The 21,971-nt window shown below is 67.5% G+C and carries 25 protein-coding genes; 7 read left to right on the forward strand and 18 right to left on the reverse strand.

The features are described 5' to 3' along the window. The first annotated feature begins 34 nt into the window (after positions 1 to 34). A complete protein-coding gene (locus QE389_RS13420) occupies positions 35 to 244 on the forward strand; it encodes a hypothetical protein (protein WP_307368242.1) in 210 nt (69 codons plus the stop codon). Here QE389_RS13420 and QE389_RS13425 read toward each other — a convergent pair. The 7 genes from QE389_RS13425 to QE389_RS13455 form a co-directional block, all read right to left on the reverse strand. Beyond that, on the reverse strand, positions 241 to 417 hold the full coding sequence (locus QE389_RS13425; RefSeq protein ID WP_307368245.1) for a hypothetical protein: 177 nt from the start codon (positions 415 to 417) through the stop codon (positions 241 to 243). The genes QE389_RS13420 and QE389_RS13425 overlap by 4 nt on opposite strands. Before the next feature lie 67 nt (positions 418 to 484). Beyond that, on the reverse strand, positions 485 to 1,588 hold the full coding sequence (locus QE389_RS13430) for an HlyD family secretion protein (protein WP_307368248.1): 1,104 nt from the start codon (positions 1,586 to 1,588) through the stop codon (positions 485 to 487). 22 nt (positions 1,589 to 1,610) lie between these two features. Further along, positions 1,611 to 3,314 carry an MFS transporter gene (locus QE389_RS13435; protein ID WP_307368250.1) on the reverse strand — a complete coding sequence of 568 codons (1,704 nt, stop codon included), beginning with the start codon at positions 3,312 to 3,314 and terminating at the stop codon, positions 1,611 to 1,613. After that, on the reverse strand, positions 3,314 to 3,904 hold the full coding sequence (locus QE389_RS13440) for a TetR/AcrR family transcriptional regulator (RefSeq protein ID WP_307368253.1): 591 nt from the start codon (positions 3,902 to 3,904) through the stop codon (positions 3,314 to 3,316). The genes QE389_RS13435 and QE389_RS13440 overlap by 1 nt, the downstream gene beginning before the upstream one ends. A 77-nt stretch (positions 3,905 to 3,981) precedes the next feature. Then, positions 3,982 to 4,494 (reverse strand): GNAT family N-acetyltransferase, encoded by a 513-nt coding sequence (locus tag QE389_RS13445; protein WP_307368256.1) that lies wholly within the window; start codon positions 4,492 to 4,494, stop codon positions 3,982 to 3,984. Next, a complete protein-coding gene (locus QE389_RS13450; protein WP_307368259.1) occupies positions 4,491 to 6,581 on the reverse strand; it encodes a S46 family peptidase in 2,091 nt (696 codons plus the stop codon). Before QE389_RS13450 ends, QE389_RS13445 begins: the two co-directional genes overlap by 4 nt. A gap of 173 nt (positions 6,582 to 6,754) precedes the next feature. Further along, positions 6,755 to 8,848, reverse strand: coding sequence for a S46 family peptidase (locus tag QE389_RS13455; protein ID WP_307368262.1), 2,094 nt, complete (start codon positions 8,846 to 8,848; stop codon positions 6,755 to 6,757). A gap of 222 nt (positions 8,849 to 9,070) precedes the next feature. On the opposite strand from QE389_RS13455, the gene QE389_RS13460 reads away from it, so the two are divergent. From QE389_RS13460 to QE389_RS13470, 3 genes are read left to right on the forward strand one after another with little or no spacing between them, the layout of a single operon-like run. After that, the gene (locus QE389_RS13460; RefSeq protein WP_307368265.1) at positions 9,071 to 10,246 is read left to right on the forward strand and encodes an ABC transporter permease; all 1,176 of its coding nucleotides are present in this window, start codon (positions 9,071 to 9,073) and stop codon (positions 10,244 to 10,246) included. Further along, positions 10,243 to 10,998, forward strand: coding sequence for an ABC transporter ATP-binding protein (locus QE389_RS13465; protein ID WP_307368267.1), 756 nt, complete (start codon positions 10,243 to 10,245; stop codon positions 10,996 to 10,998). The genes QE389_RS13460 and QE389_RS13465 overlap by 4 nt, the downstream gene beginning before the upstream one ends. A gap of 26 nt (positions 10,999 to 11,024) precedes the next feature. Beyond that, the gene (locus QE389_RS13470; RefSeq protein WP_307368270.1) at positions 11,025 to 12,038 is read left to right on the forward strand and encodes an efflux RND transporter periplasmic adaptor subunit; all 1,014 of its coding nucleotides are present in this window, start codon (positions 11,025 to 11,027) and stop codon (positions 12,036 to 12,038) included. Position 12,039: 1 nt separating this feature from the next. On the opposite strand, the gene QE389_RS13475 is transcribed toward QE389_RS13470, so the two are convergent. After that, entirely contained in the window at positions 12,040 to 12,903 is an 864-nt protein-coding gene (locus tag QE389_RS13475) for a LysR family transcriptional regulator (RefSeq protein WP_307368273.1), read from the reverse strand. Positions 12,904 to 12,957: 54 nt separating this feature from the next. Between QE389_RS13475 and QE389_RS13480 the strand changes: the two genes are divergently transcribed. Next, on the forward strand, positions 12,958 to 14,112 hold the full coding sequence (locus QE389_RS13480) for an MFS transporter (RefSeq protein WP_307368275.1): 1,155 nt from the start codon (positions 12,958 to 12,960) through the stop codon (positions 14,110 to 14,112). Here QE389_RS13480 and QE389_RS13485 read toward each other — a convergent pair. Beyond that, positions 14,094 to 14,891 carry a crotonase/enoyl-CoA hydratase family protein gene (locus QE389_RS13485; RefSeq protein WP_307368278.1) on the reverse strand — a complete coding sequence of 266 codons (798 nt, stop codon included), beginning with the start codon at positions 14,889 to 14,891 and terminating at the stop codon, positions 14,094 to 14,096. The two genes, QE389_RS13480 and QE389_RS13485, sit on opposite strands and share 19 nt — an antisense overlap. Before the next feature lie 113 nt (positions 14,892 to 15,004). Beyond that, the gene (locus QE389_RS13490) at positions 15,005 to 15,157 is read right to left on the reverse strand and encodes a hypothetical protein (RefSeq protein ID WP_307368281.1); all 153 of its coding nucleotides are present in this window, start codon (positions 15,155 to 15,157) and stop codon (positions 15,005 to 15,007) included. Positions 15,158 to 15,383: 226 nt separating this feature from the next. On the opposite strand from QE389_RS13490, the gene QE389_RS13495 reads away from it, so the two are divergent. Both QE389_RS13495 and QE389_RS13500 read left to right on the forward strand, forming a co-directional pair. Then, positions 15,384 to 15,551: a DUF1289 domain-containing protein gene (locus QE389_RS13495; protein ID WP_373458320.1), complete on the forward strand. Its 168-nt coding sequence runs from the start codon at positions 15,384 to 15,386 to the stop codon at positions 15,549 to 15,551. Between the two features lie 58 nt (positions 15,552 to 15,609). Further along, a complete protein-coding gene (locus QE389_RS13500; protein WP_307368288.1) occupies positions 15,610 to 16,137 on the forward strand; it encodes a TIGR02281 family clan AA aspartic protease in 528 nt (175 codons plus the stop codon). Positions 16,138 to 16,150: 13 nt separating this feature from the next. Here the strand turns inward: QE389_RS13500 and pgsA are convergent, their stop codons facing one another. The 8 genes from pgsA to QE389_RS13535 all read right to left on the reverse strand — a co-directional run bounded on the left by pgsA (position 16,151) and on the right by QE389_RS13535 (position 21,898). Then, positions 16,151 to 16,792, reverse strand: coding sequence for a CDP-diacylglycerol--glycerol-3-phosphate 3-phosphatidyltransferase (gene pgsA, locus QE389_RS13505; protein ID WP_307368291.1), 642 nt, complete (start codon positions 16,790 to 16,792; stop codon positions 16,151 to 16,153). After that, on the reverse strand, positions 16,789 to 17,244 hold the full coding sequence (locus QE389_RS13510) for a PIN domain-containing protein (protein ID WP_307368294.1): 456 nt from the start codon (positions 17,242 to 17,244) through the stop codon (positions 16,789 to 16,791). Before QE389_RS13510 ends, pgsA begins: the two co-directional genes overlap by 4 nt. Further along, positions 17,241 to 17,486 (reverse strand): type II toxin-antitoxin system Phd/YefM family antitoxin, encoded by a 246-nt coding sequence (locus QE389_RS14720; protein WP_373458321.1) that lies wholly within the window; start codon positions 17,484 to 17,486, stop codon positions 17,241 to 17,243. The genes QE389_RS13510 and QE389_RS14720 overlap by 4 nt, the downstream gene beginning before the upstream one ends. A 37-nt stretch (positions 17,487 to 17,523) precedes the next feature. Further along, positions 17,524 to 18,147: a carbonic anhydrase gene (locus tag QE389_RS13515; RefSeq protein WP_307368296.1), complete on the reverse strand. Its 624-nt coding sequence runs from the start codon at positions 18,145 to 18,147 to the stop codon at positions 17,524 to 17,526. A gap of 20 nt (positions 18,148 to 18,167) precedes the next feature. After that, on the reverse strand, positions 18,168 to 20,048 hold the full coding sequence (gene uvrC / locus QE389_RS13520; protein WP_307368299.1) for an excinuclease ABC subunit UvrC: 1,881 nt from the start codon (positions 20,046 to 20,048) through the stop codon (positions 18,168 to 18,170). Positions 20,049 to 20,064: 16 nt separating this feature from the next. Further along, complete coding sequence (locus QE389_RS13525; RefSeq protein ID WP_307368301.1) at positions 20,065 to 20,511, reverse strand: DMT family transporter; 447 nt, start codon at positions 20,509 to 20,511, stop codon at positions 20,065 to 20,067. 98 nt (positions 20,512 to 20,609) lie between these two features. Continuing rightward, positions 20,610 to 21,080, reverse strand: a complete 471-nt coding sequence (locus QE389_RS13530) for an NUDIX domain-containing protein (protein ID WP_307368304.1) — start codon at positions 21,078 to 21,080, stop codon at positions 20,610 to 20,612. Between the two features lie 68 nt (positions 21,081 to 21,148). Beyond that, complete coding sequence (locus tag QE389_RS13535; RefSeq protein WP_307368307.1) at positions 21,149 to 21,898, reverse strand: hypothetical protein; 750 nt, start codon at positions 21,896 to 21,898, stop codon at positions 21,149 to 21,151. Positions 21,899 to 21,971: the final 73 nt, after the last annotated feature.

The raw sequence follows: 21,971 nt of genomic DNA on the forward strand, positions 1-21,971 counted from the left end.
GACGTCGGCGGTCGGCGGCGTGATGGAGGATCAGATGAACGATGCAATCCTGGCCCAGAGGTTGGCCGAATTGGACGCCGAGCTGGCGCGCGCCGAGGCGTCCCTGCCCGCCTGTCCCGAACACATGCGCCAGACCGAGATCATGCGCGCCCTGGCGCTGGGTCTGGGCGATTTCGAACGGATGCGGGCGCACGACGCGCATCTTCTGGCGGCGCGTCTGTCGCCTGGACGCCGGGCCGCTTAGGGCTTGCGCTTGAAGGTGTCGCCGACCGCAGTGGCGTCGGGTCCGTCCGGCCCGGCGCTCTTCTGCTCGGCCTGACCGACCGCCTTTACGGCCTTGTCCGACGTGGTTGTGTCCGGCTTGCCGGCGGGATCGGCGCCGTTCTTTTCCCGGCCCTTGGTCTGTTCGCGGTCCATGATGGTCTCCTGCCTTGGATGGAAGGGAGCGCGGCGCGAACGAAGCTGTTCCCTGGGTTCGTTGGAATCAGCCCGCCGTATCCACCTTGGCCACTACCGACATGCCCGGCGCCAGACGCTGGGCGGCCTCCTGGCCCGGATCGATGCGGATGCGGACGGGAATGCGCTGGGCGACCTTGGTGAAGTTGCCGGTGGCGTTGTCGGGGCGGATGACGCTGAACTCGGAGCCCGCGGCGGGGGCGATGCGTTCGACCCGGCCGGTCAGGCGCTGACCGCCCAGGGCGTCGACGGTCAGGACGACGGGCTGGCCGATGCGGATGTTCCTCATCTGCGTCTCCTTCATATTGGCCGTGACCCAGACCACGTCGGGCACGAGGCCCATCAGCTGCGTGCCGGCGGTGACATACTGGCCCTGACGCACCCCGACCTCGCCCAGTCGGCCGGCGCGGGGGGCGACGATGCGGGTGTTGGCCAGGTCGATCTGGGCCAGGCGCACGGCGGCGCGGGCGTTCTCCACGGCGGCAGCCAGGCTGTCGCGGCCGACGACGGCGGAGGTGACGCCGGTCTGGGCGATGTCCTCGGCGGCGCGGGCCTGGGCGACCTGGGCCTGGGCGCTGCGAAGGGCGGCCTCGGCGATGTCCACATTGGCCTGGGCCACCCAGCCCCCGGCCTTCAGCGTGCGGGCGCGCTGGGCGTCGGCCTGGGCGCGGGTCAGGGTCGCCTCGGCGGCGGCGATGGAGGCGCGCTGCTGGGCCACCGATCCGCGCGCGGACGCCTGGGTCTGGGTCGAGTTGGACAGGGCCGCCTCGGCGGCGTGCAGACTGGCCTCGGCCTGCTCCAGCCGCTGGCGATAGATGCGGTCGTCCACCTGGGCCAGCAACTGGCCCTGCTGCACCCGCTGGAAGTCCTGAACCGGGACGGCGGTGACATAGCCGCTGACCTGCGGGCTGATCAGCGTGACCTGGCCGCGCACATAGGCGTTGTCGGTGCGCTGGATATGGCCGGTGAAGGGCGGCAACTGCCAGGCGTAGAGGATCAGGCCAATGGCCAGCACGGCGACGCAGGCCGCCACCACCGACCATAGGACGCGCTTCTTCGGCTCTGGCTGCGGCTGCGGCGCAGGCTGGGCGGCCGGTCGAGGGGCGGGGGCTGGGACGGGAGCGTCGGTCATGGCGGATCAGCTTTCGGAGGTCTCAATCGACGGCGGCGGCCGCAGCGGCCTGTTGCGCGGCCAGTTGGGCGTCTCGACGCGCCTGTTTGCGCGCCTTGAAACGGGGCAGAAGGTAAATGGCCGTTATCCAGACGCAGCCCAGGGCGGCGATCACGGAAATCAGCAGGAAGACGTCGTTATAGGCCAGGACATTGGCCTGCTGCGTCACTTGTCGGCTCAGCAGGGCCACGCCCTCGGCCTTCAGCAGGGCGGGATCGCCGATCACATGGCCATAGGCGCCGGACAGTTGGGCCAGCCGTTGGTCGACCAGCGGGTTCATGGCGTCGATGCCGGAGGCCAGTTCGTTGGAATGGAATTTCTCGCGCACGATCTGCACCGTGCCGACCAGGGCCGAGCCGGCCAGACCGCCGATGTTCTGCAGCACGCTGAACATGACGATGAAGCTGATCAGATTGCGCGGATTGGTCTGCAGCACCCGGCCCACGCCGATCAGCAAGGCGGGCCCCACGAACATGGCCGAGGCGAAGGCGATCAGCGCCTGACTGAAGTAGAGCTGGGCCGGTCGGGTCAGGACGGTCGCGTGACTGTCGATGAAGGCCCCCAGGGCGATCAGGCCCAGGGCGATGGCGATGGGCTTTTGCAGCTTGGTCATGTTCAGCGTCAGGGCGCTGACCGCCGTGCCGGCCACCATCGACAAGAGGATCAGCAGGAACAGGCCGTGAAGCTGGTCCTGCCCCAGGCCCACCACCGTCAGAAAGCCCACCGCGCCCGATGTCTGTTCCGACAGGGTGACGCGGATCAGGAGAACGGCCCCGAACAGTCGCAAAACGTCGCGTCCGGTCAGCCAGCGGGTGTTGATCAGCGGATTGGCGCGATTGTGTTCGATCACCAGGGCGACCGTCAGCAGGATGATCGCGCCGATCAGGGCCCAGCCCATCCAGGCCGCCTCGGTCCACCAGACGATTCGCCCAAGCCCCAGGACCGCCGCCAGAAGCGCCACGCCCGGCGCGAACAGGGCGAAGGTGACGAAATCCAGCGGCTCGAACAGCTTCAACCGCTCGGACGGCGGCAGGCGCAGCACCTGAACCGCCGCCCAGGCCAGAAGCGACATCCCTAGTTCGAAGACGTAGAAGGCCCTCCAGTCGTTCAACTGCAGCAGGGTGGGCATGATCAGCCGCGCAAGGGGAACGGCGAAACTGGCCAGGCCGATGCCGACGATCAGCCCCTTCAGCCGGTGCTGCGCCGGGAAGGCCTGGATCATGTATAGGAACCCCAGGCTGCTCAGGCCCGCCGCCGCCATACCGGCCGCCGCCCGCACCACCAGGGTGGATTCATAGTTGTCGACCAGCAGGTGGGCCGCGCAGGTGGCCACGAAGGCGCCCAGACAGATCTGGGTGAACAGCCGCAGCCCGTACTGCTGGCGGAACTTGACCAGGATCAGGTTCATGCAGGCGTTGGTCATCACGAAAACGACCGGCAGCCAGGCCGCTTCGGTCAGGCTGATCCCCAACGATCCCTGCAGAGACGTGATGTTGGCGGTGACGGCGGCGTTTCCCAGGGCGCCGACCATGGCGACCAGAACGCCGGTCAGGGCGTATTGCACCCTCAGCCACGGCGAGTGGTCGGGCGTTGCGGGCGAGCCGGGCAAGGTGGGCAGTTCGTGCGGCTTCAGCGTGGCGACATACTGCTCCCACGGCAGATGCCAGTGACGGTCCGCGCGCGCCATCAGCCCGCCTCCGGCCGGGGCCTCAGCCCGTCCAGGATGATCGCCCGGGTGCGTTGGGACACGACCCGGCGCTCGGCCGCATCGGCGCCCTGGAAACCGGCGCCCTGAAACCCCGCGCCCAGCAGGGTGGCGATCAGGCGGATGTCCATCGGCCGCAAATCCTCCCGCACCAGACCGGCGGCCTGGGCCCGCTTCAGCGGCGCGGCGCCCGCCTCCATCAAGCTCTGCCGCAGGGGGGTAAGCGCGTCCGGCGACCGCACGTTCCGCAACAGTCCCGCCAGGCCCGCATTGCGGAGCATGTCCTCGGCCAGCCGATCCAGGAACCAGAAGAAGGCGGCCGGGTCGTCCCCTTGCTCGGCCGTGCGTCGGCCCAGGTCTGCGACATCCGCCTCCAGCACCGCCAGGGCCAGTTCGGTGCGGTCCGCGAAGTGGCGATAAAGCGTGCCCCGTCCGACCCCGGCCTTTTCGGCGATCAGGTCCAGCGGCGCGTCCAGGCCCTGGTCGGCGAAAACGACGCGCGCGGCCTCCAGCAGGGCGGCCCGGTTGTGGATAACGTCCTTGCGGAGGGGTTTGGGGGCGGAACGCGACATCATGAGGCGCTTAAATGGACAGTTTTGTCCGTTTTGCAAGGGGCGTCTTCGCTGAGCGACGGATCGAGGGCGAGCCCTCAGCCCAGCACCTTCTCCAGCACCGCGAAGGCCAATTCGGGCCGGGACGGATCGACGGGGAAGGGGCGGGTTTCCCCAGTGGGCGCATAGCCGCGCCGCCGATACCAGGCGACCAGTTCGGTGCGGCGATGGATGACCGTCATTTCGATGCGTCCCGCGCCGAACCGGGCGGCGGCCTGGGCCTCCGCTGCGGCCAGCAGCCGACGCCCCAGGCCGGATGCCTGCAGCGTCGGCTCCACCGTCAGCATACCGAGATAGGCCAGATCGTCGCCGGCTCGCGCCACTTGGACGCAGCCGACCAGAACCTTCCCGTCATGGGCCAGCAGGATGACCCGCGCGGGATCGGCGATCAGGCTGGCCAGTTCCTCGGCGCTGGTCCGGTCGTCGAACAGCAGGTCGGCCTCGTGCGTCCAGCCGGCCTTGGCCGTTTCGCCGCGATAGGCGCGCTCGATCAGGGGATGCAGGGCGGCGATGTCGTTCGACGTCGCCGCCCGAAAGGCGACCTCGCTCAACGGGCTCTGGCCGGGGCGACGCCCAACTCCGCCAGCAGATGGTCCATGCCATAGACGTCGCGCAGGGCGACCGTCACTGCCTGGGTGGTGACGATGACGCTGCGGTTGACCGCCCGGTCATAGCCATAGGCGTTGCGCTGGGTCAGGACGGTGGAATCGAAGTTGGCCCCGATGATTTCGCCTTTGGCGTTGACCGCCGGCGAGCCGGACGAACCGCCGATGGTGTCGGTCGAGACGGCCATGTCCATCACAGCATCGGGGTCGATCCTGTCCCTGGCGGCCAGCAGTTTGGGCGCGACCTTGAACGGTTCAGCGCCGGTGGCGCGGTCCCACAGGCCGGCGAAGGTGGTGAAGGCGGAGAAGCGCTGACCCGGAACATCGGAGCCCTCGACCTGGCCATAGGTCAGGCGCAGGGTGCCGGTGGCGTCGGGATAGACGGCGTCGCCATAGGCGGCGAACCGGGCGGCGGCTAGCTGTTCCGACGCGCGGTCGGTCGGCGCCTTGACCTTGTTCTCCCACTCGGCGCGGACCGCGCGGGCGTCGGCGTCGATCGACAGCACATACTGGATCATCGGATCGTCCGAGGCCTGAACCGCCGCCAGACCGCCGGTCCACAGGGCGCGGCGCACCGCCGGATCGGCCAGTTTGGTTCCCGCCACGACGCGGGCTGACAGCTGTTCGGGGCTTTCCTTGCCCAGCAGGGTGCGGACGTGCGGGCTGTCGACGGTCAGCCATTCGCGGGTCTTGGACAGCCACCATTCCAGCCGGATCTGCTCCAGCTCGGGATAGGTGGGCTTTTCGGCGAACAGGCCGGATTCGACGCCGGGCAAGCGGCTGTCGGCGAACTCGGCCAGACGCTGATCCGACGGCTTGGCCCGTTCCTGCGCGCCTCGCACGATGGCCTTGGCCCACTGGAACAGTTGCGATCCGCCCGCCACCGAGGTCGTGCCCATGGCCGTGCCGCCTTCCAGCATGGCGGTGGGCGCGTACAGTTCGCGGGCGATGGGCTGGACCGCTTCCAGCGCGCCCCACGGATCAGGGCCGTTTCCGTTGGCGGCGGCGTAACGTTGCATGAAGTCGGCCTCGGCCGCCGCCTTGGTCGCCATGAAGCCCGCGTCGGTCAGAGCGCGCATCCGGCCCAGGCCGCGCTTGTAGGTGTTCTCCACGCCCACGATCGGGTCCATGGCGATGAAGGCCTGGTCCTCGCCTTCCTCGGCATAGCGGATCAGACGGCCGCGCAGTTCGGAGGCGATCAACTGGTCCAGCGGCAGGACCACGTCGCGGATGGTCGCCAGCTGGTCCATCGTCAGCAGGCGCTGGGTCGCGCCGGGATTGCCCGAGACGAAGACGGCCTCGCCCTCGGTCGGCTTGTCGGCGTTCCAGACGAAGTGGATCGGGGTCTCGACCGGCTTGCCGTCCTCGTACAGGCGGATGAAGGCCGCATCGATGGCGAAGCGCGGGAAGGAGAAGTTGTCCAGATCGCCGCCGAAGGTCGCGGCGCGGTCTTCCGGCGCCCAGGCCAGGCGCACATCGCTGTATTTGCGGTATTTGTAGAGTCTGAACTGGCCGCCCCGATACAGGCTGACGACCTGGCATCGGATCTTGGGATCGTTCCCGCAGGCTTCGGTCTCGATCCGCCCGGCCTCGGCCTCGCGCGCCTGGGTGAAGGCCTGGCCCTCAAGCCCTTCTCCGGCCTTGTGCATCCGCTCGGTGACGTCGGAGATGTCGGTCAAGATTTCGGCCGTGGCGCCGGGGCATTTGCGCTCTTCCTCGCGTGTCTTGGGCGTAAAGCCCGTCTCGCCATACTGCTGTTGCGGCGTGGACAGGTTGGCGACGCAGGTGGCGACGCAGTGGTTGTTGGTCATCACCAGCCCCTGGCCCGAGACCACCCCCGCCGAACAGCCGCCGAACTTCACCGACGACAGCCGCACCCGGTCCAGAAACGCTTGGTCGATGTTGGTCCCCAGCGTCTGGTTGGCGCGGGCGATGGGGAAGTTGTCATAGGTCCACATCCCCTCTTCGGCGTGGGCGCCAGAGGCGGCGGCGAAGGCGAGAACGGCGGCGGAGACGAGAAGAAGAGGACGCATGAAGAATACTCCTGATCCTTCTCCCCTCGGGGGAGAAGGTGGGCCCGAAGGGCTCGGACGAGGGGGCTCTGTCCGCATTCAGAACGGAAAAAGGGGGCCTGGGTCAACCAGCCCCCTCATCCGTCCCGCAAGCACGAGCCACCTTCTCCCCCAGAGGAGAGCAGGGCCTTTGATCAGCGACGCACGCCCAGTTCGCGCAGCAGGCGCGGCTGGTTGTAGACGTTGCGCAAAGCCTCGGTGATAGCGGCGGTCGAGACCGTCACCGTGCGGTTCAGCTCGGGGTCGTAGCCGAAGCTGCCGCCCAGAGAGTGGATGTTGCCGTCGAAGGCGGCGCCGATGACTTCACCCTTGGCGTTGATCACGGGCGAGCCCGAGTTGCCGCCGATGATGTCGTTGGTCGAGACGAAGTCATAGACGGTCGACTTGTTGACCTTGCCCTCGGCCGCCAGCCAGTCCTCGGCCGCGTTGAAGGGTTCGGCGCCGGTGTTGCGCTCATACAGGCCGCCGATCTGGGTGAACGGCTCCACCGTCACGCCGCGATAGGTCCAGCCCTTCACCTGACCGTAGGACAGGCGCAGGGAGAAGGTGGCGTCAGGATACAGGTTCGTGCCGTAAACCGCGAACCGGGCCTGGGCGATCTTTTCGCCCGCGCGGCTGGTGGGGCCCGACACGGCCGATTCCCACTGGGTGCGGATGGCCTGGGCCGCATCGTCATTGGCCAGGACGAACTGGATCAGCGGATCGCCCGAGGCGGCCAGTTGTTCCGGCGTCATGGCCAGGGCCTGGGCGCGGAAGGCGGGGTCGGCCAGGCGCGTGCCGTCGACCAGGCGCGCGGCGATCTGCTCGGGGCTTTCCTTGCCCAGCAGTGCCTTCACATTGGCGTTGTCGACGGTCAGATATTCGCGGGTCTTGGACAGCCAGAAGTCCAGGAAGATCTTCTCCAGATCGGTCGAGATCGGCATTTCGGTCGCTAGGCGGCGGCCCAGCGAGGCGATGTCGGCGTCCGAATAGCCGGCGCGGCGTTCGGCGACCGGCTTGGCCCGCTCCTTGGAGGCGCGGACGATGGCCTTGGCGTAGCTGTACAGCTGCGAGCGCTGGCCCGCCGCCGATTCCAGCTGGCGATAGGGCAGATAGAGGTCGCGCTGGGCGGTCGAGACACGCTCCAGATCGGCCCAGGGATCCCCGATGCGCTGGGCCAGGGCCGGGTCGGCGGCGACGCGCTGACGCAGTTCCTGCTCCTCGCGGCGCTTGGTCGCCATGAAGGCGGGGTCGGTCAGGGCGCCTTCCTGGCCGTAATAGACCTTGAAGCTGTTCTCCAGGCCGAACAGCGGATCGACGGTGACGCGCTTGGCCTCTTCGCCGGTGGTGGAATACTCCAGCAGGCGGCCGCGCAGTTCGGACGACTGGATCAGGGTGATCGGCAGTTGCTGGTCGCGCAGGACTTCCAGCTGGGCCATCGTCAGCAGGCGCTGGGTCGAGCCGGGGTTGCCGGCCACGAAGGTCACGTCGCCTTCCTTGGGCGCACTGGCGTTCCAGGTCAGGTGGTTCGGCGTGGCGACCGGCTTGCCGTCCTCGTAGATGCGCAGGAAACCGGCATCCAGGGCGTAGCGCGGGAAGTTGAAGTTGTCCGGGTCGCCGCCGAAGAAGGCCGCCTGGAACTCGGGCGCGAACACCAGGCGCACGTCGTCGTATTTGCGGAACTTGTAAAGCTTGTACTGGCCGCCGCGATACAGGCTGATGACCTGGCAGGTCAGCTTCTGGTCGTCGCCGCAGGTTTCCTTCTGGATCTTGTCGATCTCGGCCGCGCGGGCGCGGACGAAGGCAGCGCCTTCAAGCCCGGCACCGGCGCCCGTGACGCGGTCGGTCACGTCGACGATGTCGGTCAGGATTTCGGCCGTCTGGCCGGGGCACTTCTTCTCTTCCTCGCGCGATCCGGGCATCCAGCCGTTCTTGACGTAGTCGTTCTGGGCCGTGGACAGGTCCTGCACGCACGAGACGACGCAGTGGTGGTTGGTCAGCACCAGCCCTTCGCCCGACACCAGCGAGGCCGAGCAGCCCTGAAGGCGGACGGCGGCGTTGCGCACGCGGTCGAGCCACGCCTGGTCGATGTTGGTGCCATACTTCTCGTTCACCGTGGCGATGGGGAAGTTGTCGAAGGTCCACATGCCTTCGTCGGCCTTGGCGGGCGAGGCGGAGGCCGACAGAACGGCGGTCGCGGCGCCCAGGGCGGCCAGCGAGGCGGTGAGACGAAGCGAAGGCAAGGACATCAAGGGTATCTCCCGGAGCGCGGAACGGGGGTTCCGCCTGTTATGTTGTAACTAGCGCCGACCAGCATGCGGCGCCAAGAGCCGATGGCCGCCTTAGGCCGCCGTCGTTTTCGGCGCAACCGACCCGGCCCGCCCCAATACGGCCCCGCCTTACGCCGATTTAACTTGGCGGTGCGACGGCTCGCGGTCAGATAGCACCCGTTTCGGGGGAACCGCCGGTTCATGTCGCTTGCACTTTCAACGCTGCTCTACGAATGGCGCCGCTATATGGCGGCGATCGTGGCGCTGGCCTTTTCCGGCCTTCTGGTCCTGGCGCAGGTCGGGATGTTCATGGGCATCGGCAAGGCCTTCACGGCCCAGATCGACCGCGCGCGCGCCGACATCATGATCCTGAGCCCCGGCGCCACGGCCCTGTTCAACGGCGGGCCGTCAGGCGTGCCGCGCCGCATCATGCCGGTGGTCTATCAGCACCCCGACGTGGTCGCCGTCGCCGATCTGGATGGATCGGGCGGCCGCTGGCAGAACATCGTCAAGGACCAGAACCCCGGCGGCGGCGAAGGCAAGTCCGACGCCGGCGCCAAGAAGATGGAATTCGTCAACGTCACCACCATCGACGCCGTGCCCGGCGCGGTGACGGTGCCGATCGACTATTCCGACGATCTGGTCGAGGCGCTGCGCCAGCCCTATGCGGTGGCGGTGGACCAGACCGCGCTGGGCCGGCTGGGCGTCAAGCTGGGCGATCAGGCGTCCTATAACGGCAAGACCGTTCGGGTCGCGGCCGTGACCCAGGGCTATCCCAACATGATGCAGGCCACGGTGGTCATGTCGCGCGACACCCTGCGGATGCTGGGCGAGGCCAACACCGGCGAGCGCGTCGGCCCCCTGATGGTCCAGATCAAGAACCCCGCCCGCGCGCCCATCGTCGTGGCCCAGCTGAACGCCATCGCCAACGGCCAGTTCAAGGCCTGGACCCGTCAGGACCTGGCCAAGGCCAATGAGGGCGCGATGATGAAGGAAAGCTTCATCGCCATCATGCTGGGCTTCTCGCTGTTCCTGGGCGTCCTGATCGGGGTGGCCATCACCTGGCAGACGCTGCGCGGCGCCATCATGGCCAACATCAAGGAGTTCGCCTCGCTGCGGGCGCTGGGCGTGTCGATGGGATCGCTGCGCCGGATCGTGCTGGAACTGAGCTTCTGGGTCGGCATCGCCGGCGTGCTGGCGGCCTATGTCCTGACCTGGCTGGTCAGCCTGCTGGCCGCCGGGACTGGCCTGACCATGTCCTTCCCGCCGACGATGGTGCTGATGGTCTCGGCCATGCTGGTGCTGATCGCCCTGGGGTCCGGCCTCCTGTCGCTGGGCGTCCTGAAGAAGAGCCAGCCTGCGGATCTGCTGCGATGACCACTCATACGACGACGCACGGCAAGCACGGCGATTTCGCCATCGAGGCCAAGGGACTGGTCAAGCGGTTCAAGACCGGCCGCAGCTGGGTAGAGGTGCTGAAGGGCGTCGACTTCGACGCGCGCCACGGCGACCTGACCATGGTCATGGGGCCGTCCGGCTCGGGCAAGTCGACCCTGATCGCCAATCTGTCGGGCCTGCTGAAGCCCGAGGAGGGCCGGGTCGACATCCTGGACGTCGACGACCTGTGGAAATACGGCTCGGGCCGGATCGACAAATTCCGACTGGATCACTGCGGCTTCATCTTCCAGGGCTTTAACCTGTTTCCCTCCCTGACGGCGTTGCAGCAGGTGATGACCGTGCTGAAATACCAGGGCTTGTCGCCGTCCGAGGCCAAGAAGCGCGCCACCACGGCGCTGGAGGAGGTCGGCCTGGGCCATCGCCTGAACCAGCGGCCCAGCGCCCTGTCGGGCGGCGAGAAGCAGCGCGTCGCCATCGCCCGCGCCCTGGCCAAGAACCCGCAGATCCTGTTCGCCGACGAGCCGACCTCGGCCCTGGACGGCGAGAACGGCCAGGTGGTCATCCGCCTGTTGCGACGGGCCGCCACCGAATACGGCGCCGCCGTGATCTGCGTGACCCACGACCCGCGCCTGGAGGCCTGGGCCGACCGGGTCATCCATATCGAGGACGGCAAGATTCTGGACGATCAGCGCCGCACCCCCGACCCCGACGCCCATCTGGCGTCTCACTAAATCCCTCTCGAACGGACCCTGCCGTCATGCCCGCCTTCCTCAAGAACAAATGGCTCTGGATCGGCCTCGTGCTGCTCGTCCTCGTGGTCGGGGGTTTCGTCGCCTTCTCCAAGGCCGGCGCCGCCAAGAAGGCCCAGGTCGAGAAGGAGGCGTCCCAGAAGATCGACAGCCCCTACGCCGCCATCGCCAACGGCAAGGCCGACGTCGAGGGCGGGGTGATCAAGGTCGCAGCGCGTCGCGGCGGCATCGTCAACCAGGTCTATGTCAACGAGGGCGACCGGGTCGTCGCCGGCCAGATCCTGGCCCGTCAGGAAGACGACGAAACCCGTCTGGCCGCCCAGAGCGCCGCCGCCGCCGTCTCCGAGGCGCGCGCCCAGCTGGGGATGTCCCGGGTCGAGCTGACCACGGCGCGGCGCGAATACGACCGCCTGTCGAAACTGGCCGCCACCAACAATGTCGCCGCCCAGCGTCTGGACCAGGCCCGCGACCAGATCGCCCAGGCCGAGGCGCGCATCGCCTCTCAGGACGCCGCCATCCAGACCGCCCAGTCGCGTCTAGCCGAGGCCCGCTACAATCAGGAACTGACGGTCATCCGCGCCCCGATGGACGGCCGGATCGCCCGCCGCTACGCCCAGCCCGGCGCCGGCGCCTCGACCCTGAACGTCACGGCCATGTTCGATCTGGAGCCGGACACGGCCCGCATCGTCCGCGCCGAGATCGTCGAAGCCGACATTCCCAATGTCACGGTCGGCCAGGAGGTCGAACTGACCCCGGAAGGCGATCCCACCAAGATCACCGTGGGCCACGTCCTGCGCCGCGCCGCCGTCTTCGGCGCCCGCCAACTGCAGTCCGAAGACCCCTCCGCCCGCACCGACGAACGGGTGGTCGAGGTCGTGGTCTCGGCCGACGACGCCCCCTTCCTGATCGGTCAGCGGGTGCTGGTGAAGTTCATGAAGCCCGGTCAGAAGGCCGGCGTCGCCCGCCCCGTCCAGGCCGGCATCCCCGCCAGCCAGGCCATGCGCCCGGCGGGCCAGAAGTAGCCTAAGGCGCCGGCGGCGCCTGCGTCTTCAGCCAGCGGATCAGGCGCCGCTCGCGCATCGTGGGCTCGCCGGTCTGCCGCAGGGCCGCCACGACGCCGCCGTCGCGCACGAACCCGAACGGGGCCGTCAGGCGGCCTGCTCTGACGTCGTCGGCGACGACGATCCAGGGCAGGACAGCGACGCCCAGACCCGCCACCGCTGCGTCGACGACGAAGTGCAGGTGCTCCAGGCGCCGAAGGGGCCCATCGACGGGCGGTCGGCCCGAAACCGCTGTCCAGTCGCGCCATCCCTGCGGGTGGGTCGCGGCGACAAGCCGCGGAAGGTCGTCGGCCATCGCCACCGACGGTGCGTGGACGACGCCGATCCAGTTCTCGGCCAGAATATCCACATCAGCCGCTTCGGCCGTCGGCGGCGCCAGAATACGGACGGCCAGATCGGCGCCGCGCAGCCTCATCGCTTGAGGCGCCAGATCGGCCAGTTCCAGATCCGCCTCAGGCAAGGCCGAACTCAGGTCAGGCAGGCGCGGGATCAGCCATTTGACCGCCAGACTGGGGTGGATGGCCAGGTGAATCTGGGCTCGGCCGCGCACCTGACGCACGGCGGCGTCCAAGGCGTCGAACGCCGGCGTCAGCCCGGCGCTCAGATCACGACCCGCCGGTGTCAGTCGCAGCCTATGGCGTGGCCCTTCGAACAGGCGCACGCCCATCGCCGCCTCCAGAGCCTTGACTTGTCGGCTGACGGCGCCGTGGGTCACGCTTAGATCCTGCGCCGCCAGGGTGGCGCTTCCAGTTCGCGCCATCACCTCGAAGGCGCGAAGGCTGTTGAGGGACGGCAGGGCGCGCCGACTTGTGAGTTTTTCGCACATATAGCTTCGGATATGTCGCTTTCTTCGGGGCGGCAAGACAGGTATCGGCCGGGCATGTCGTCACCGCGCTTCGTCGTTCCGCTGTTGGGATTGGGTCAGGCGATCAACTTCGCCTCCAGCTACTATCTGCTGGGCGTTATGGCCGATCCTGCGGCCCGAGCCATGGGGATGGGAACGCAGCCGCTGTTTCTGGCGCTGTCCATCGCCTTCCTGATCTCGGCGGCTCTGACGCCACTGGCCGGTCTATGCGTAGAGCGGTTCGGCGGCGCGCGGGTTCTGATCGTTTCGCATCTGGCCTTCGCCCTGGCGCTCGGGGTGCTGGCTTTGGCTCAGAACCGCCCGGTTCTCTGCCTGGGCGTCGCTCTTCTCGGGGTGGGCATGGGCGGCGGCCTTTATGGAACCGCCTTCGCCGTCGTGGTGGAGATAGAGGGACAGGGCGCGCGCCGCGCCATCGCCGCCGTGTCTCTATTGGGCGCTCTGGGCGGGGCTCTGGGCTGGCCGATCAGCCGGGCGATCCTGGACGCCTCAGGCTGGCGCGGGGCCTTCGCCGTCTGGGCGATCATCCAGGGCGTCGTCTGCCTGCCCGTCGCGCTTTTCCTTTTGCCGCGCAAGGCGACCCGTTTGATCGCCACGTCGGTCGACGCCCCGGTGCGGTGGTGTCCCGCCATGATCCGTCTGGCGGCCTTCTTCGCCGGGGCCTGGGCGGTGTCCACCGCCATGGGCGCGCATCTGCCGCGTCTTCTTGGCGATCTGGGCCTGGATGCCGCCACCGCCGCCTGGGTCGCCGGCCTCATGGCCGCCAGCGCCATCGGCGCGAGGCTGATCGACCTGACGGTGCTGCATCGGTCGCATCCGATACTGACCGCGCGGGCCGCTGCGTTGCTGCACCCTGTCGGCGCCGTGATCGCCAGCGTCGCCGGGCCGATGGGCGCGCCGGCCGTGGCGATCGGCCAGGGGCTTGGCAACGGGTTTTTATCCGTGGCGTCAGGCGTCCTGCCGCTGGTCCTGTTCGGGCCGGATCGATACGCCAGACGACAGGCCATGCTGTTGACCCCGGCGCGCTATCTCCAGGCGGCGGCGCCCGCCGCCTACGCCCTGGCGATGGATGTGTCGCCTTATGTCGCCCTGACCGCCAGTAGTCTGGTGTGTCTGGTCCTGTTCGCCCTGACCTTCGGCCTGCGGCAGACCGATCAGCGCCCCTTGAACTGAGGCGCGCGTTTTTCGAGGACGGCGGCGACGCCTTCCTGGTGGTCGTCGGTCTGGTGGGCCAGGGCCTGGAGGGCGGCGGAGAGTTCCAGGATCTGGTCGAAGGTCTGATCTCGGCCCTGGCGCATCAGGGTCTTGGCCATGCGCAGGGCCTGGGCGGGTTGGGCGGCGATTTCCCCGGCGGTGGTCAGGGCCTCGTTCATCAGATGGTCGTGCGGAACGACGCGGTTGACCAGGCCCCAGCGCTCGGCCGTTTCGGCGTCGATGCTGCGGCCGGTGAACAGCATCTCGGCGGCGCGGGCGTAGCCGATGTCGCGCGGCAGGCGCCATGCGCCCCCGTCGCCGGGGATGATGCCCAGCTTCAGAAAGGGCACGCCGAAGCTGGCGCGCTCAGAAGCGATGCGGATGTCGGCGGTGGCGGCGATGCCGCAGCCCAGGCCCATGGCCGGGCCGTTGACGGCCGAGACCAAAGGGATTTCCAGATCATAGAGGCTGCGGACGATGCGGTGGACCACGCGGCGATAGCGGGCGCGAATCTCCGGGCCCGAGCCTTCGAACAGATCGCGCCGGTCGCGCATGGCGGTCAGGTCGCCCCCGGCGGAGAAGGCGCGGCCGGCGCCGGTCAGGACCACGCATTTGACCGTCAGGTCGCCATTGGCGCGGGCGCAAGCCTCGGCGAAGGCGTCGCCGTCCTCCAGGTCGGGCAGGGCGTTCAGCCGCGCCTCGCGGTTCAACGTCCAGATCAGGATCGCGCCCCGTCTGTCTTCGGCGATCAGGCCCATGCGTCGTCTCCCTGCTGGTCCGTCATCGCGCCCGGACGCGGCGTCAGGCAAGCCGGAATTGCAAAAGCCCCGGCGAACCGGGGCTTCGTCTGGCCGAACACCGCGAGCGGCGATCAGCGTTTCTTGATCGCGTAGGGTACGAAGTTGGACGGGTGACTGACCGTCCGGCCCGCGTTCGACGGCATCTGCCGACTGTTCACCAGCATCCCGCCCCAAAGGGCGAAGGACATCATGGCGTGCTGGAGGTTGCGCTCCTTATCGTTCATCTTGGCGTCTCCTTTCGCAGAACGATGAAAAGAGACACGTCGTACCAATGGGGATTCCACCCTCAGTCGTTTCGCGTCGTCGAGCAATATAAGATAGTTTCGTGAATTTGCAAATTTATCCCTCCGTTTTCGGAGTAAATTTCGTAACCGTGTCATGGTGAGCGCGCCCGGTTCCCCGACCGGTCCTCCACCGGGTCCGCCCAAGGCGATCGCCACGCCCTGCGTGATGGTATGCGCGGTCGATGGAGAGAGCGGCCTGTGCCTGGGCTGTTTTCGCACGTTGAAGGAGATCGCGGGCTGGCGCGCCCTGGGTGACGAGGAGCGGGCGCGCGTCATGGCCGAACTGCCTTCGCGGCGGTCGCGGATCGACCCGGCCAAGCTTGGTTCAGCTTAAGGTTTTGTCAGCCAAGTCGTTTCACCGCATCCCAATCCGAGGCGGTTAAGACGGGAGAATGATCCGCATCGACCTGCAGTCCGCCGCCGTTTTCTGCGCCGCCGTCCTGGCGTCCCTGGTCACGGCCGTGACGATCCGTCATCTGGGCGGGAGCGACGCCGCCCAGGCCGCACCGTTTCAGGCGTCCGTCGTCGCGACGGCTGCGGCCCCGGCGCCTGTCTCCGCGGCCCAGGTGGTCAAGGCGGCGGACGGCCACTACTGGGCCCAGGCGACGATCGACGGCCGGGCGGTCAAGGTTCTGGTGGATACGGGGGCCAGCGTGGTCGCCCTGACCCGCGCCGACGCCCTTCGGCTGGGGGTGGACCCGAAGCCCGAAAATTTCACCGGCCGGGTCCAGACGGCGTCGGGCGTGGTGCGCGCCGCGCCGGTCGAACTGGCCGCCGTCTCGGTCGCCGGCGCGCGGGTGGAAAGGGTCCAGGCCCTGGTGGTCGAGGACGGCCTGGCCTATTCGCTGCTGGGCATGAGCTATCTGGGCCGTCTGTCGGCCTTCGAGGCCACGCCGCGCGGCCTGACGCTGAAGCCCTGAAGGCGCCGGGGCCTCAGAGGTCCTGCATCTGACGGCGGGCTTCGCGGAAATACTGCCACCCGGTCCACAAGGTGATGGCGGCGGCGAACCAGATCAGGAAGACGGCGAAGGTTTCGAAGGCCGGTTGCCACGACAGGAGCGATCCGTCGTCGTTCTGCAGGCCGAAGGCGCTCCACAGCAGGGTCAGTTGCAACGCCGCAAGCGCCACCATCTGCACCGTGGTCTTCCACTTGGCGGCCAGGGTGACGGGCAGTTCGATGCGCCCGGCCATGGTCTCGCGCAGGGCCGAGACGGCGAATTCGCGGAAAAGGATCAGGCCGCAAGGTAGGGCGATGCCCGGCAGGGAGCCCGAAGCCAGAACACCCAGGATAGCCCCGGTGATCAGAACCTTGTCGGCGATGGGGTCCAGAATGGCGCCCCAGCGGGTGGTGGCGTTCCAGCGTCGCGCCAGAAAGCCGTCAACCCAGTCGGTCGAGGCGGCGATGACGAAGATCCAGAAGGCCCACAGACTGAATTTCAGCTGGGTCTCGGGCGACAGCCAGGCGTCCAGCGCCCCCGGCGCCGCGCCGGCCAGCATGGCGAACATCACCACCCCCGCGAACAGGCGCAGGCCCGTCAGGATGTTGGGAATGGGATTGGCGCGATGCGTGGTCATGAGGGGGACTCCAGCAGGGACGCGAGCAGGGGATGAAGCGTCTCCGCGAATGGATTGGCGACGGTCACGCCTCGATAGACGAAGCCGTCCTGCATGTCTTCTGAAAGCAGGACGGCGCATCCCGCTTCGGCGGCGATGGTCAGGATCAAGGCGTCCCATATCTGCAAGTTGAAGAAGGCGGCGCCTTCCAGAGCGGCCGCCATTGTCGCCGCCGAATGGGCGGTCAGGCCGACGCCCGCGCTCCAGTCCTCGACGATCTTGCGGGCGACTTTCGGAGGATGGCCGCCCTTGCGGGTCAAGACATTGTAGAACTCGCCCGCGACCTGGGTCGAAATGACCATGTCCTGGCGAGCCGCCGCCTTCAGAACCTGCACCGCGCGGCGGCGTTTCGGCGCGTCGTCGCCGATGCCGGCGGCATAGCCCAGCACATTGGTGTCGAGCGCCAGTCTCAAGCGTAGCCGTCTTCGCGCGTTATCCGTCCGGGCGCGCTGGCGGGAAGAGCAGCGAGATCGTCGATGAGGGTGTGAAGTCGTGCGACCCGCTCGTCTTCAGGCTCCACGGATGCGCTGGTCGGGGCCATCCGCACCAGAGGCTTGCCCCGAGCTGTGACGACATAGGATTCGCCTGCCGCCACCTCTCGGAATATCCGCGAGAAATCGCGGTTGGCTTCGGTTGCGCTGATCGTCCGTTCCATATTTTGAATAGTAGTTACTTCACTACTTTTTTGCAACTCACGCCAACGGTTCGAACCGGGGTTTGTCGGTCAGGGCGGTCAGGGCGCCTTCGGCGATGCCGAAATGCAGGCCGCTGAGTTGCAGCTCGCTCTTGGCCTCGCGCTCGGCGATCCAGGGGAAGGTGCGAAGGTTCCGGATCGACAGACGCACGATGGCTTCCTCGGCCGCGCGCTCCAACTGATCGGGCGCGACGGTTTCGGCGACGTGCCGGACCACGGGCGCCCCCTGCGCGATCCATGGGCCGACGAAGTCGGCGACGATCTCCGGCGCGCCGTGGATCATGGCGTTGACCCCGCCGCAGTGGGCGTGGCCCATGACCACGATCCGCTTGACGCCAAGCACCTTGACCCCGAACTCCAGCGCCGCCGACACGCCGTGCAGCTTGCCGTCCGGCTCATAGGGCGGGACCAGATTGGCGACGTTGCGCACGACGAACAGCTCGCCCGGCTTGGAGTCGAAGATCAGGGCCGGATCGGCGCGGCTGTCCGAACAGGCCACGATCAGGGTGTGCGGCTTCTGACCCTTGGTCGCCAGGGTCTCGTATTCGGCGCGGGCTGCGGGCCAGTGCTCGGCCCGGAACCGGCGATAGCCGGCAGTGAGTTCGTCTTCGGTGTCGCTCATGGCGTTTCCATAGCGTCGGTTCACGCCTTTCGGAAGAAGGCGTGGATGCGTTCGGCGAGAGGCTGGCTGACGCCGTCCACCTTGATCAGGTCCGCGACCGAGGCGCGCCCCACGCCCTTGGCCGAGCCGAAGGCGTGGAGCAGGGCCTTCTTGCGGCCGGGGCCGACGCCCTCGATCTCGTCCAGCGGGTTCTTCTTGATGTCCATGGAGCGCCGCTTGGCGTGGGCGCCATTGGCGAAGCGGTGGGCCTCGTCGCGCAGCCGCTGGAGATAGTAGAGAGCCGGCGACTTCAGCGGCAGCATGAAGGGCGGCTTGCCTGGCATGAAGAACTTCTCCATCCCCGCATCCCGGTCCGGCCCCTTGGCGACGCCGACCACGGCGATGTCGTCCACCCCCATCTCGGCCATGACGGCCAGCACCTCGGCCAGCTGGCCCGCGCCGCCGTCGATCAGAAGAAGGTCGGGCCGGACGACGTCTTCGCCTTCCTCCTCGTCCTTGACCAGGCGGGCGAAGCGCCGGCGCATCACCTCGCGCATCATGCCGTAGTCGTCGCCGGGGCTCAGGTCCTCGCCGCGAATATTGAACTTGCGGTATTGCGATTTCTGGAAGCCTTCCGGCCCCGCCACGATCATGCCGCCGACGGCGTTCGTTCCTTGGATGTGGGCGTTGTCATAGACCTCGATGCGCTCGGGGCGGGTTTCCAGACCGAAGGCTTCGCAGACCTCGTCCAGAATCTTGCCTTGCGCCGAGCTTTCGGCCAGGCGACGGCCCAGGGCTTCCTTCGCATTGGTCAGGGCGTGGTCGACCAGGGTGAGTTTCTCACCGCGCTGGGGACGGACGATCTCGACCTTGCGCCCATTCTGCTGAATCTGGGCCTTCATCGAGAAAGCCTCCTCCAGCAGTTCCAGTTCGTGCGGGCGGACGTTGGACAGGATCAGGCGCGGAATGGGCTTGTCCTCGTAGAACTGGCCCAGGAATGCGGCCAGAATCTCCGGGTCGGTGTCGGACTTGTCCACGCGCGGGAAATAGGCTCGGCCGCCCCAGTTCTGGCCCGCGCGATAGAAGAAGACCTGGACGCAGGCCTGGCCGCCATCGGAATGCAAGGCGAACACGTCGCCTTCGGCGACGCTGTCGGCGCTGACGGAGTTCTCCATCGAGATGGCCGACAGGGCGCGGATGCGGTCGCGCACGCGGGCGGCCTGTTCGAAGTCCATGGCGTCGGACGCGGCCTGCATCTCCTTGGACAGGCGGCCGATGACGGCGCGCGACTTGCCACGCAGGAACTGTTCCGCCTCGTCGACCAGTTCGCCGTATTCGTCCAGCGAGATCAGGCCGGTGCAGGGCGCCGAGCAGCGTTTGATCTGATGCAGCATGCAGGGACGGGTGCGGGTCTCATAGACGCTGTCTGAGCAGGACCGCAGCAGGAAGGCTTTCTGCAGGGTGTTCAAGGTCCGGTTGACCGCCCAGGTCGAGGCGAAGGGGCCGAAATACTGGCCGGGCGTCGTGTGGGCGCCGCGATGCTTCCTGATCTGGGGCGCGCGGTGGTCGCTGCGGATCATCAGTTCGGCGAAGGACTTGTCGTCGCGCAACACCACGTTGAAGCGCGGCTTCAGCTTCTTGATAAAGTTGGATTCCAGCAGCAGGGCCTCGGTTTCCGACGCCGTGACGACCAGCTCCATCGACCGGGTCTGGGCCACCATCAGGCCGATGCGTTGGGTGTGGAAACGGCCTTGGGCGTACTGGACGATGCGCTTCTTCAGGCTGCGGGCCTTGCCGACATAGAGGCAGGACCCGTCCTCGCCGTACATGCGATAGACGCCCGGCTTGTCCGGCGCACGCCGCGCCTCGTCGGCGATCAGGTCGGCGGCGGTCAGTTTCGAATCGGAGGGCTCCGCAGTCATCGTGCGGGATATAGGGTCAGGAGCGCCGGACCAGAAGGACGCCGGCCAGCACCAGGCCCACGCCGGCGATCCGGCCCAGGTTCAGCGGCTGGCGCGGCACGCCCAGGGCGCCGAAATGATCCAGGATCAGGCTGAGCAACAATTGGCCCCCCACCATCAGGGTGATGGTCATGGCCACCCCCAGGCGCGGCACGCCCCAGGCGGCCGCCACCACGAAACAGGCGCCGTAGGCTCCGCCCAGCCAGGCATACCAGGGCAGGGCCCGCGCGGCGGCCATGTCGGGCCTTGTTTGCATCAGCGCCGCGACGATCCCCAGCACGGTCGTGCCCACGGCGAAGGAGATGAAAGCCGCATTGACCGGCGAAGCCACGGCCGTGGCCAGCCTGGCGTTCGTCGGCGCCTGAAGGGCGGTGGCGCCCCCGGCCAATACGACGACGAGGATGGCGATCAGCGACGGGTTCATGCCGCCTTGGCTAACACGGTCGTGGCTGTTTTCCAGCCTGGAGATGAAGCGAACGGCGCTTGACCTTCATGAAGCCGGTTCAGCCCGGCGTCGCCGTCTCACCAGGCGTCGGACACCGGCGCGCCGTCGAAGATTTCGGCCAGGCGCGCTCGGGTGCTGCGATGGGCGTCCTCGGGCAGGGCGGAGGGGTGAAACCAGCCGATCTCGGCGATCTCGCCCTGGCTGGCGCGCGCGCCCACGTCGAAAGCGTCGATGCGGAACACCGCCACATGGTCCCCCGGAAAGAACCGCTCGTTGGAATGCAGCGACAGCAGGACCGGCGCGCCCCGTGCGATCAGCCCGGCCTCTTCGCGCAGTTCACGCACCACGGCGCCTTGCGTCGTCTCGCCCCGATCCACCCCGCCGCCCGGCAACCACCAGCCCGCCAGATAGGTGTGCCGCACCAGCAGAACCCGCCCCTGCGCATCCACCGCCACCGCCCGCACCCCCAGCGTCTTGCCCCTGGTCAGCCGCGACCAGGCGAAGAAGAGGGGACGGGTGAAGGGCTCGACTTGGATGCGCCAGGTCATTCCATTGTTCCTAGCGGCGCATATCGCATGTCGCAGGGGGCGCTGCTTCTAAAAGGCATGGCTAGGATTTATCCTGGCCGTTCTGCTGCAGAATTCTCGGGAAATAGCCTCAACAACCCCTGCTGCGGACTATGCTGACAAGCCTTTATCCCCCATTGGCCCCTGCGCTCGGCTGCACTCGACGGATTGATCGCCCAGTAGTCCGTGATCGATGCTCTCAACCGGCCATCGATGATTAGTCTCTCGCCCGAACGATATAGCCCGCGCGTTTCTTCTGGCGCGTCATCGAACCGCACGAACACGGCGGCATCAGCCGGCGCTTTGCCGACGTAGCTGTATGTCAAACATTGGCCGATATAGCTTGTCGGTCTCGACGCTCCGCGCGCCGCCCGTTGTGCGAACCATTCTGTTTCCGCTTCGCAACGCGCATCGCCATCTGGCGCAAGTTCGAACTTGTAGACACCCGAAGGTTCGCCTCGTGTGGGACCGAAATAGTAGCCGTCCCCCGGCCCCATGTTGATATACAGTGCGCGGGCGACCCCGCTGCGCAGCCACAAGTCTTCTCCGCTGCCTATTCCGATAAACTGCGACGCTGTCTGGAAGCCGGGATCATCCATAGGGTCACGGGAAAGGTTGCCCGGCATCCAAACGTCGATCCCATAAGGACGCTCGCCAAACCAGCGTAGGGCTGCATCCTCCTCGCATCGTCGTTTCATCTCGGAAAGCATGGCTGGACTGGGGCGATCCGCCAAATACAACATCGTCATGCACCCCGACAGGGACGCGGCCATCATGATGGCTAGCAGTATGCGTGACATTCTAAACTCCCCGGCAGGTCAGACCTTAGCTTCAAGTGTGCTTCAGACAAGTGACCCATCCCCGCTTGAACCC

Origin of the sequence: Brevundimonas sp. SORGH_AS_0993, assembly GCF_030818545.1 — a bacterium.
Lineage (GTDB): Bacteria > Pseudomonadota > Alphaproteobacteria > Caulobacterales > Caulobacteraceae > Brevundimonas.

Coding starts and splice junctions, on each gene's coding strand:
- QE389_RS13470 (WP_307368270.1), top strand. CDS start 11,025: ATGCCCGCCTTCCTCAAGAACAAATGGCTCTGGATCGGCCTCGTGCTG.
- QE389_RS13515 (WP_307368296.1), bottom strand. CDS start 18,147: ATGAGCGACACCGAAGACGAACTCACTGCCGGCTATCGCCGGTTCCGG.
- QE389_RS13475 (WP_307368273.1), bottom strand. CDS start 12,903: ATGTGCGAAAAACTCACAAGTCGGCGCGCCCTGCCGTCCCTCAACAGC.
- QE389_RS13525 (WP_307368301.1), bottom strand. CDS start 20,511: ATGAACCCGTCGCTGATCGCCATCCTCGTCGTCGTATTGGCCGGGGGC.
- QE389_RS13430 (WP_307368248.1), bottom strand. CDS start 1,588: ATGACCGACGCTCCCGTCCCAGCCCCCGCCCCTCGACCGGCCGCCCAG.
- QE389_RS13450 (WP_307368259.1), bottom strand. CDS start 6,581: ATGCGTCCTCTTCTTCTCGTCTCCGCCGCCGTTCTCGCCTTCGCCGCC.
- QE389_RS14720 (WP_373458321.1), bottom strand. CDS start 17,486: ATGGAACGGACGATCAGCGCAACCGAAGCCAACCGCGATTTCTCGCGG.
- QE389_RS13465 (WP_307368267.1), top strand. CDS start 10,243: ATGACCACTCATACGACGACGCACGGCAAGCACGGCGATTTCGCCATC.
- QE389_RS13480 (WP_307368275.1), top strand. CDS start 12,958: ATGTCGTCACCGCGCTTCGTCGTTCCGCTGTTGGGATTGGGTCAGGCG.
- uvrC (WP_307368299.1), bottom strand. CDS start 20,048: ATGACTGCGGAGCCCTCCGATTCGAAACTGACCGCCGCCGACCTGATC.
- QE389_RS13485 (WP_307368278.1), bottom strand. CDS start 14,891: ATGGGCCTGATCGCCGAAGACAGACGGGGCGCGATCCTGATCTGGACG.
- QE389_RS13435 (WP_307368250.1), bottom strand. CDS start 3,314: ATGGCGCGCGCGGACCGTCACTGGCATCTGCCGTGGGAGCAGTATGTC.
- QE389_RS13490 (WP_307368281.1), bottom strand. CDS start 15,157: ATGAACGATAAGGAGCGCAACCTCCAGCACGCCATGATGTCCTTCGCC.
- pgsA (WP_307368291.1), bottom strand. CDS start 16,792: ATGACCACGCATCGCGCCAATCCCATTCCCAACATCCTGACGGGCCTG.
- QE389_RS13500 (WP_307368288.1), top strand. CDS start 15,610: ATGATCCGCATCGACCTGCAGTCCGCCGCCGTTTTCTGCGCCGCCGTC.
- QE389_RS13530 (WP_307368304.1), bottom strand. CDS start 21,080: ATGACCTGGCGCATCCAAGTCGAGCCCTTCACCCGTCCCCTCTTCTTC.
- QE389_RS13420 (WP_307368242.1), top strand. CDS start 35: ATGAACGATGCAATCCTGGCCCAGAGGTTGGCCGAATTGGACGCCGAG.
- QE389_RS13425 (WP_307368245.1), bottom strand. CDS start 417: ATGGACCGCGAACAGACCAAGGGCCGGGAAAAGAACGGCGCCGATCCC.
- QE389_RS13455 (WP_307368262.1), bottom strand. CDS start 8,848: ATGTCCTTGCCTTCGCTTCGTCTCACCGCCTCGCTGGCCGCCCTGGGC.
- QE389_RS13440 (WP_307368253.1), bottom strand. CDS start 3,904: ATGTCGCGTTCCGCCCCCAAACCCCTCCGCAAGGACGTTATCCACAAC.
- QE389_RS13495 (WP_373458320.1), top strand. CDS start 15,384: ATGGTATGCGCGGTCGATGGAGAGAGCGGCCTGTGCCTGGGCTGTTTT.
- QE389_RS13535 (WP_307368307.1), bottom strand. CDS start 21,898: ATGTCACGCATACTGCTAGCCATCATGATGGCCGCGTCCCTGTCGGGG.
- QE389_RS13460 (WP_307368265.1), top strand. CDS start 9,071: ATGTCGCTTGCACTTTCAACGCTGCTCTACGAATGGCGCCGCTATATG.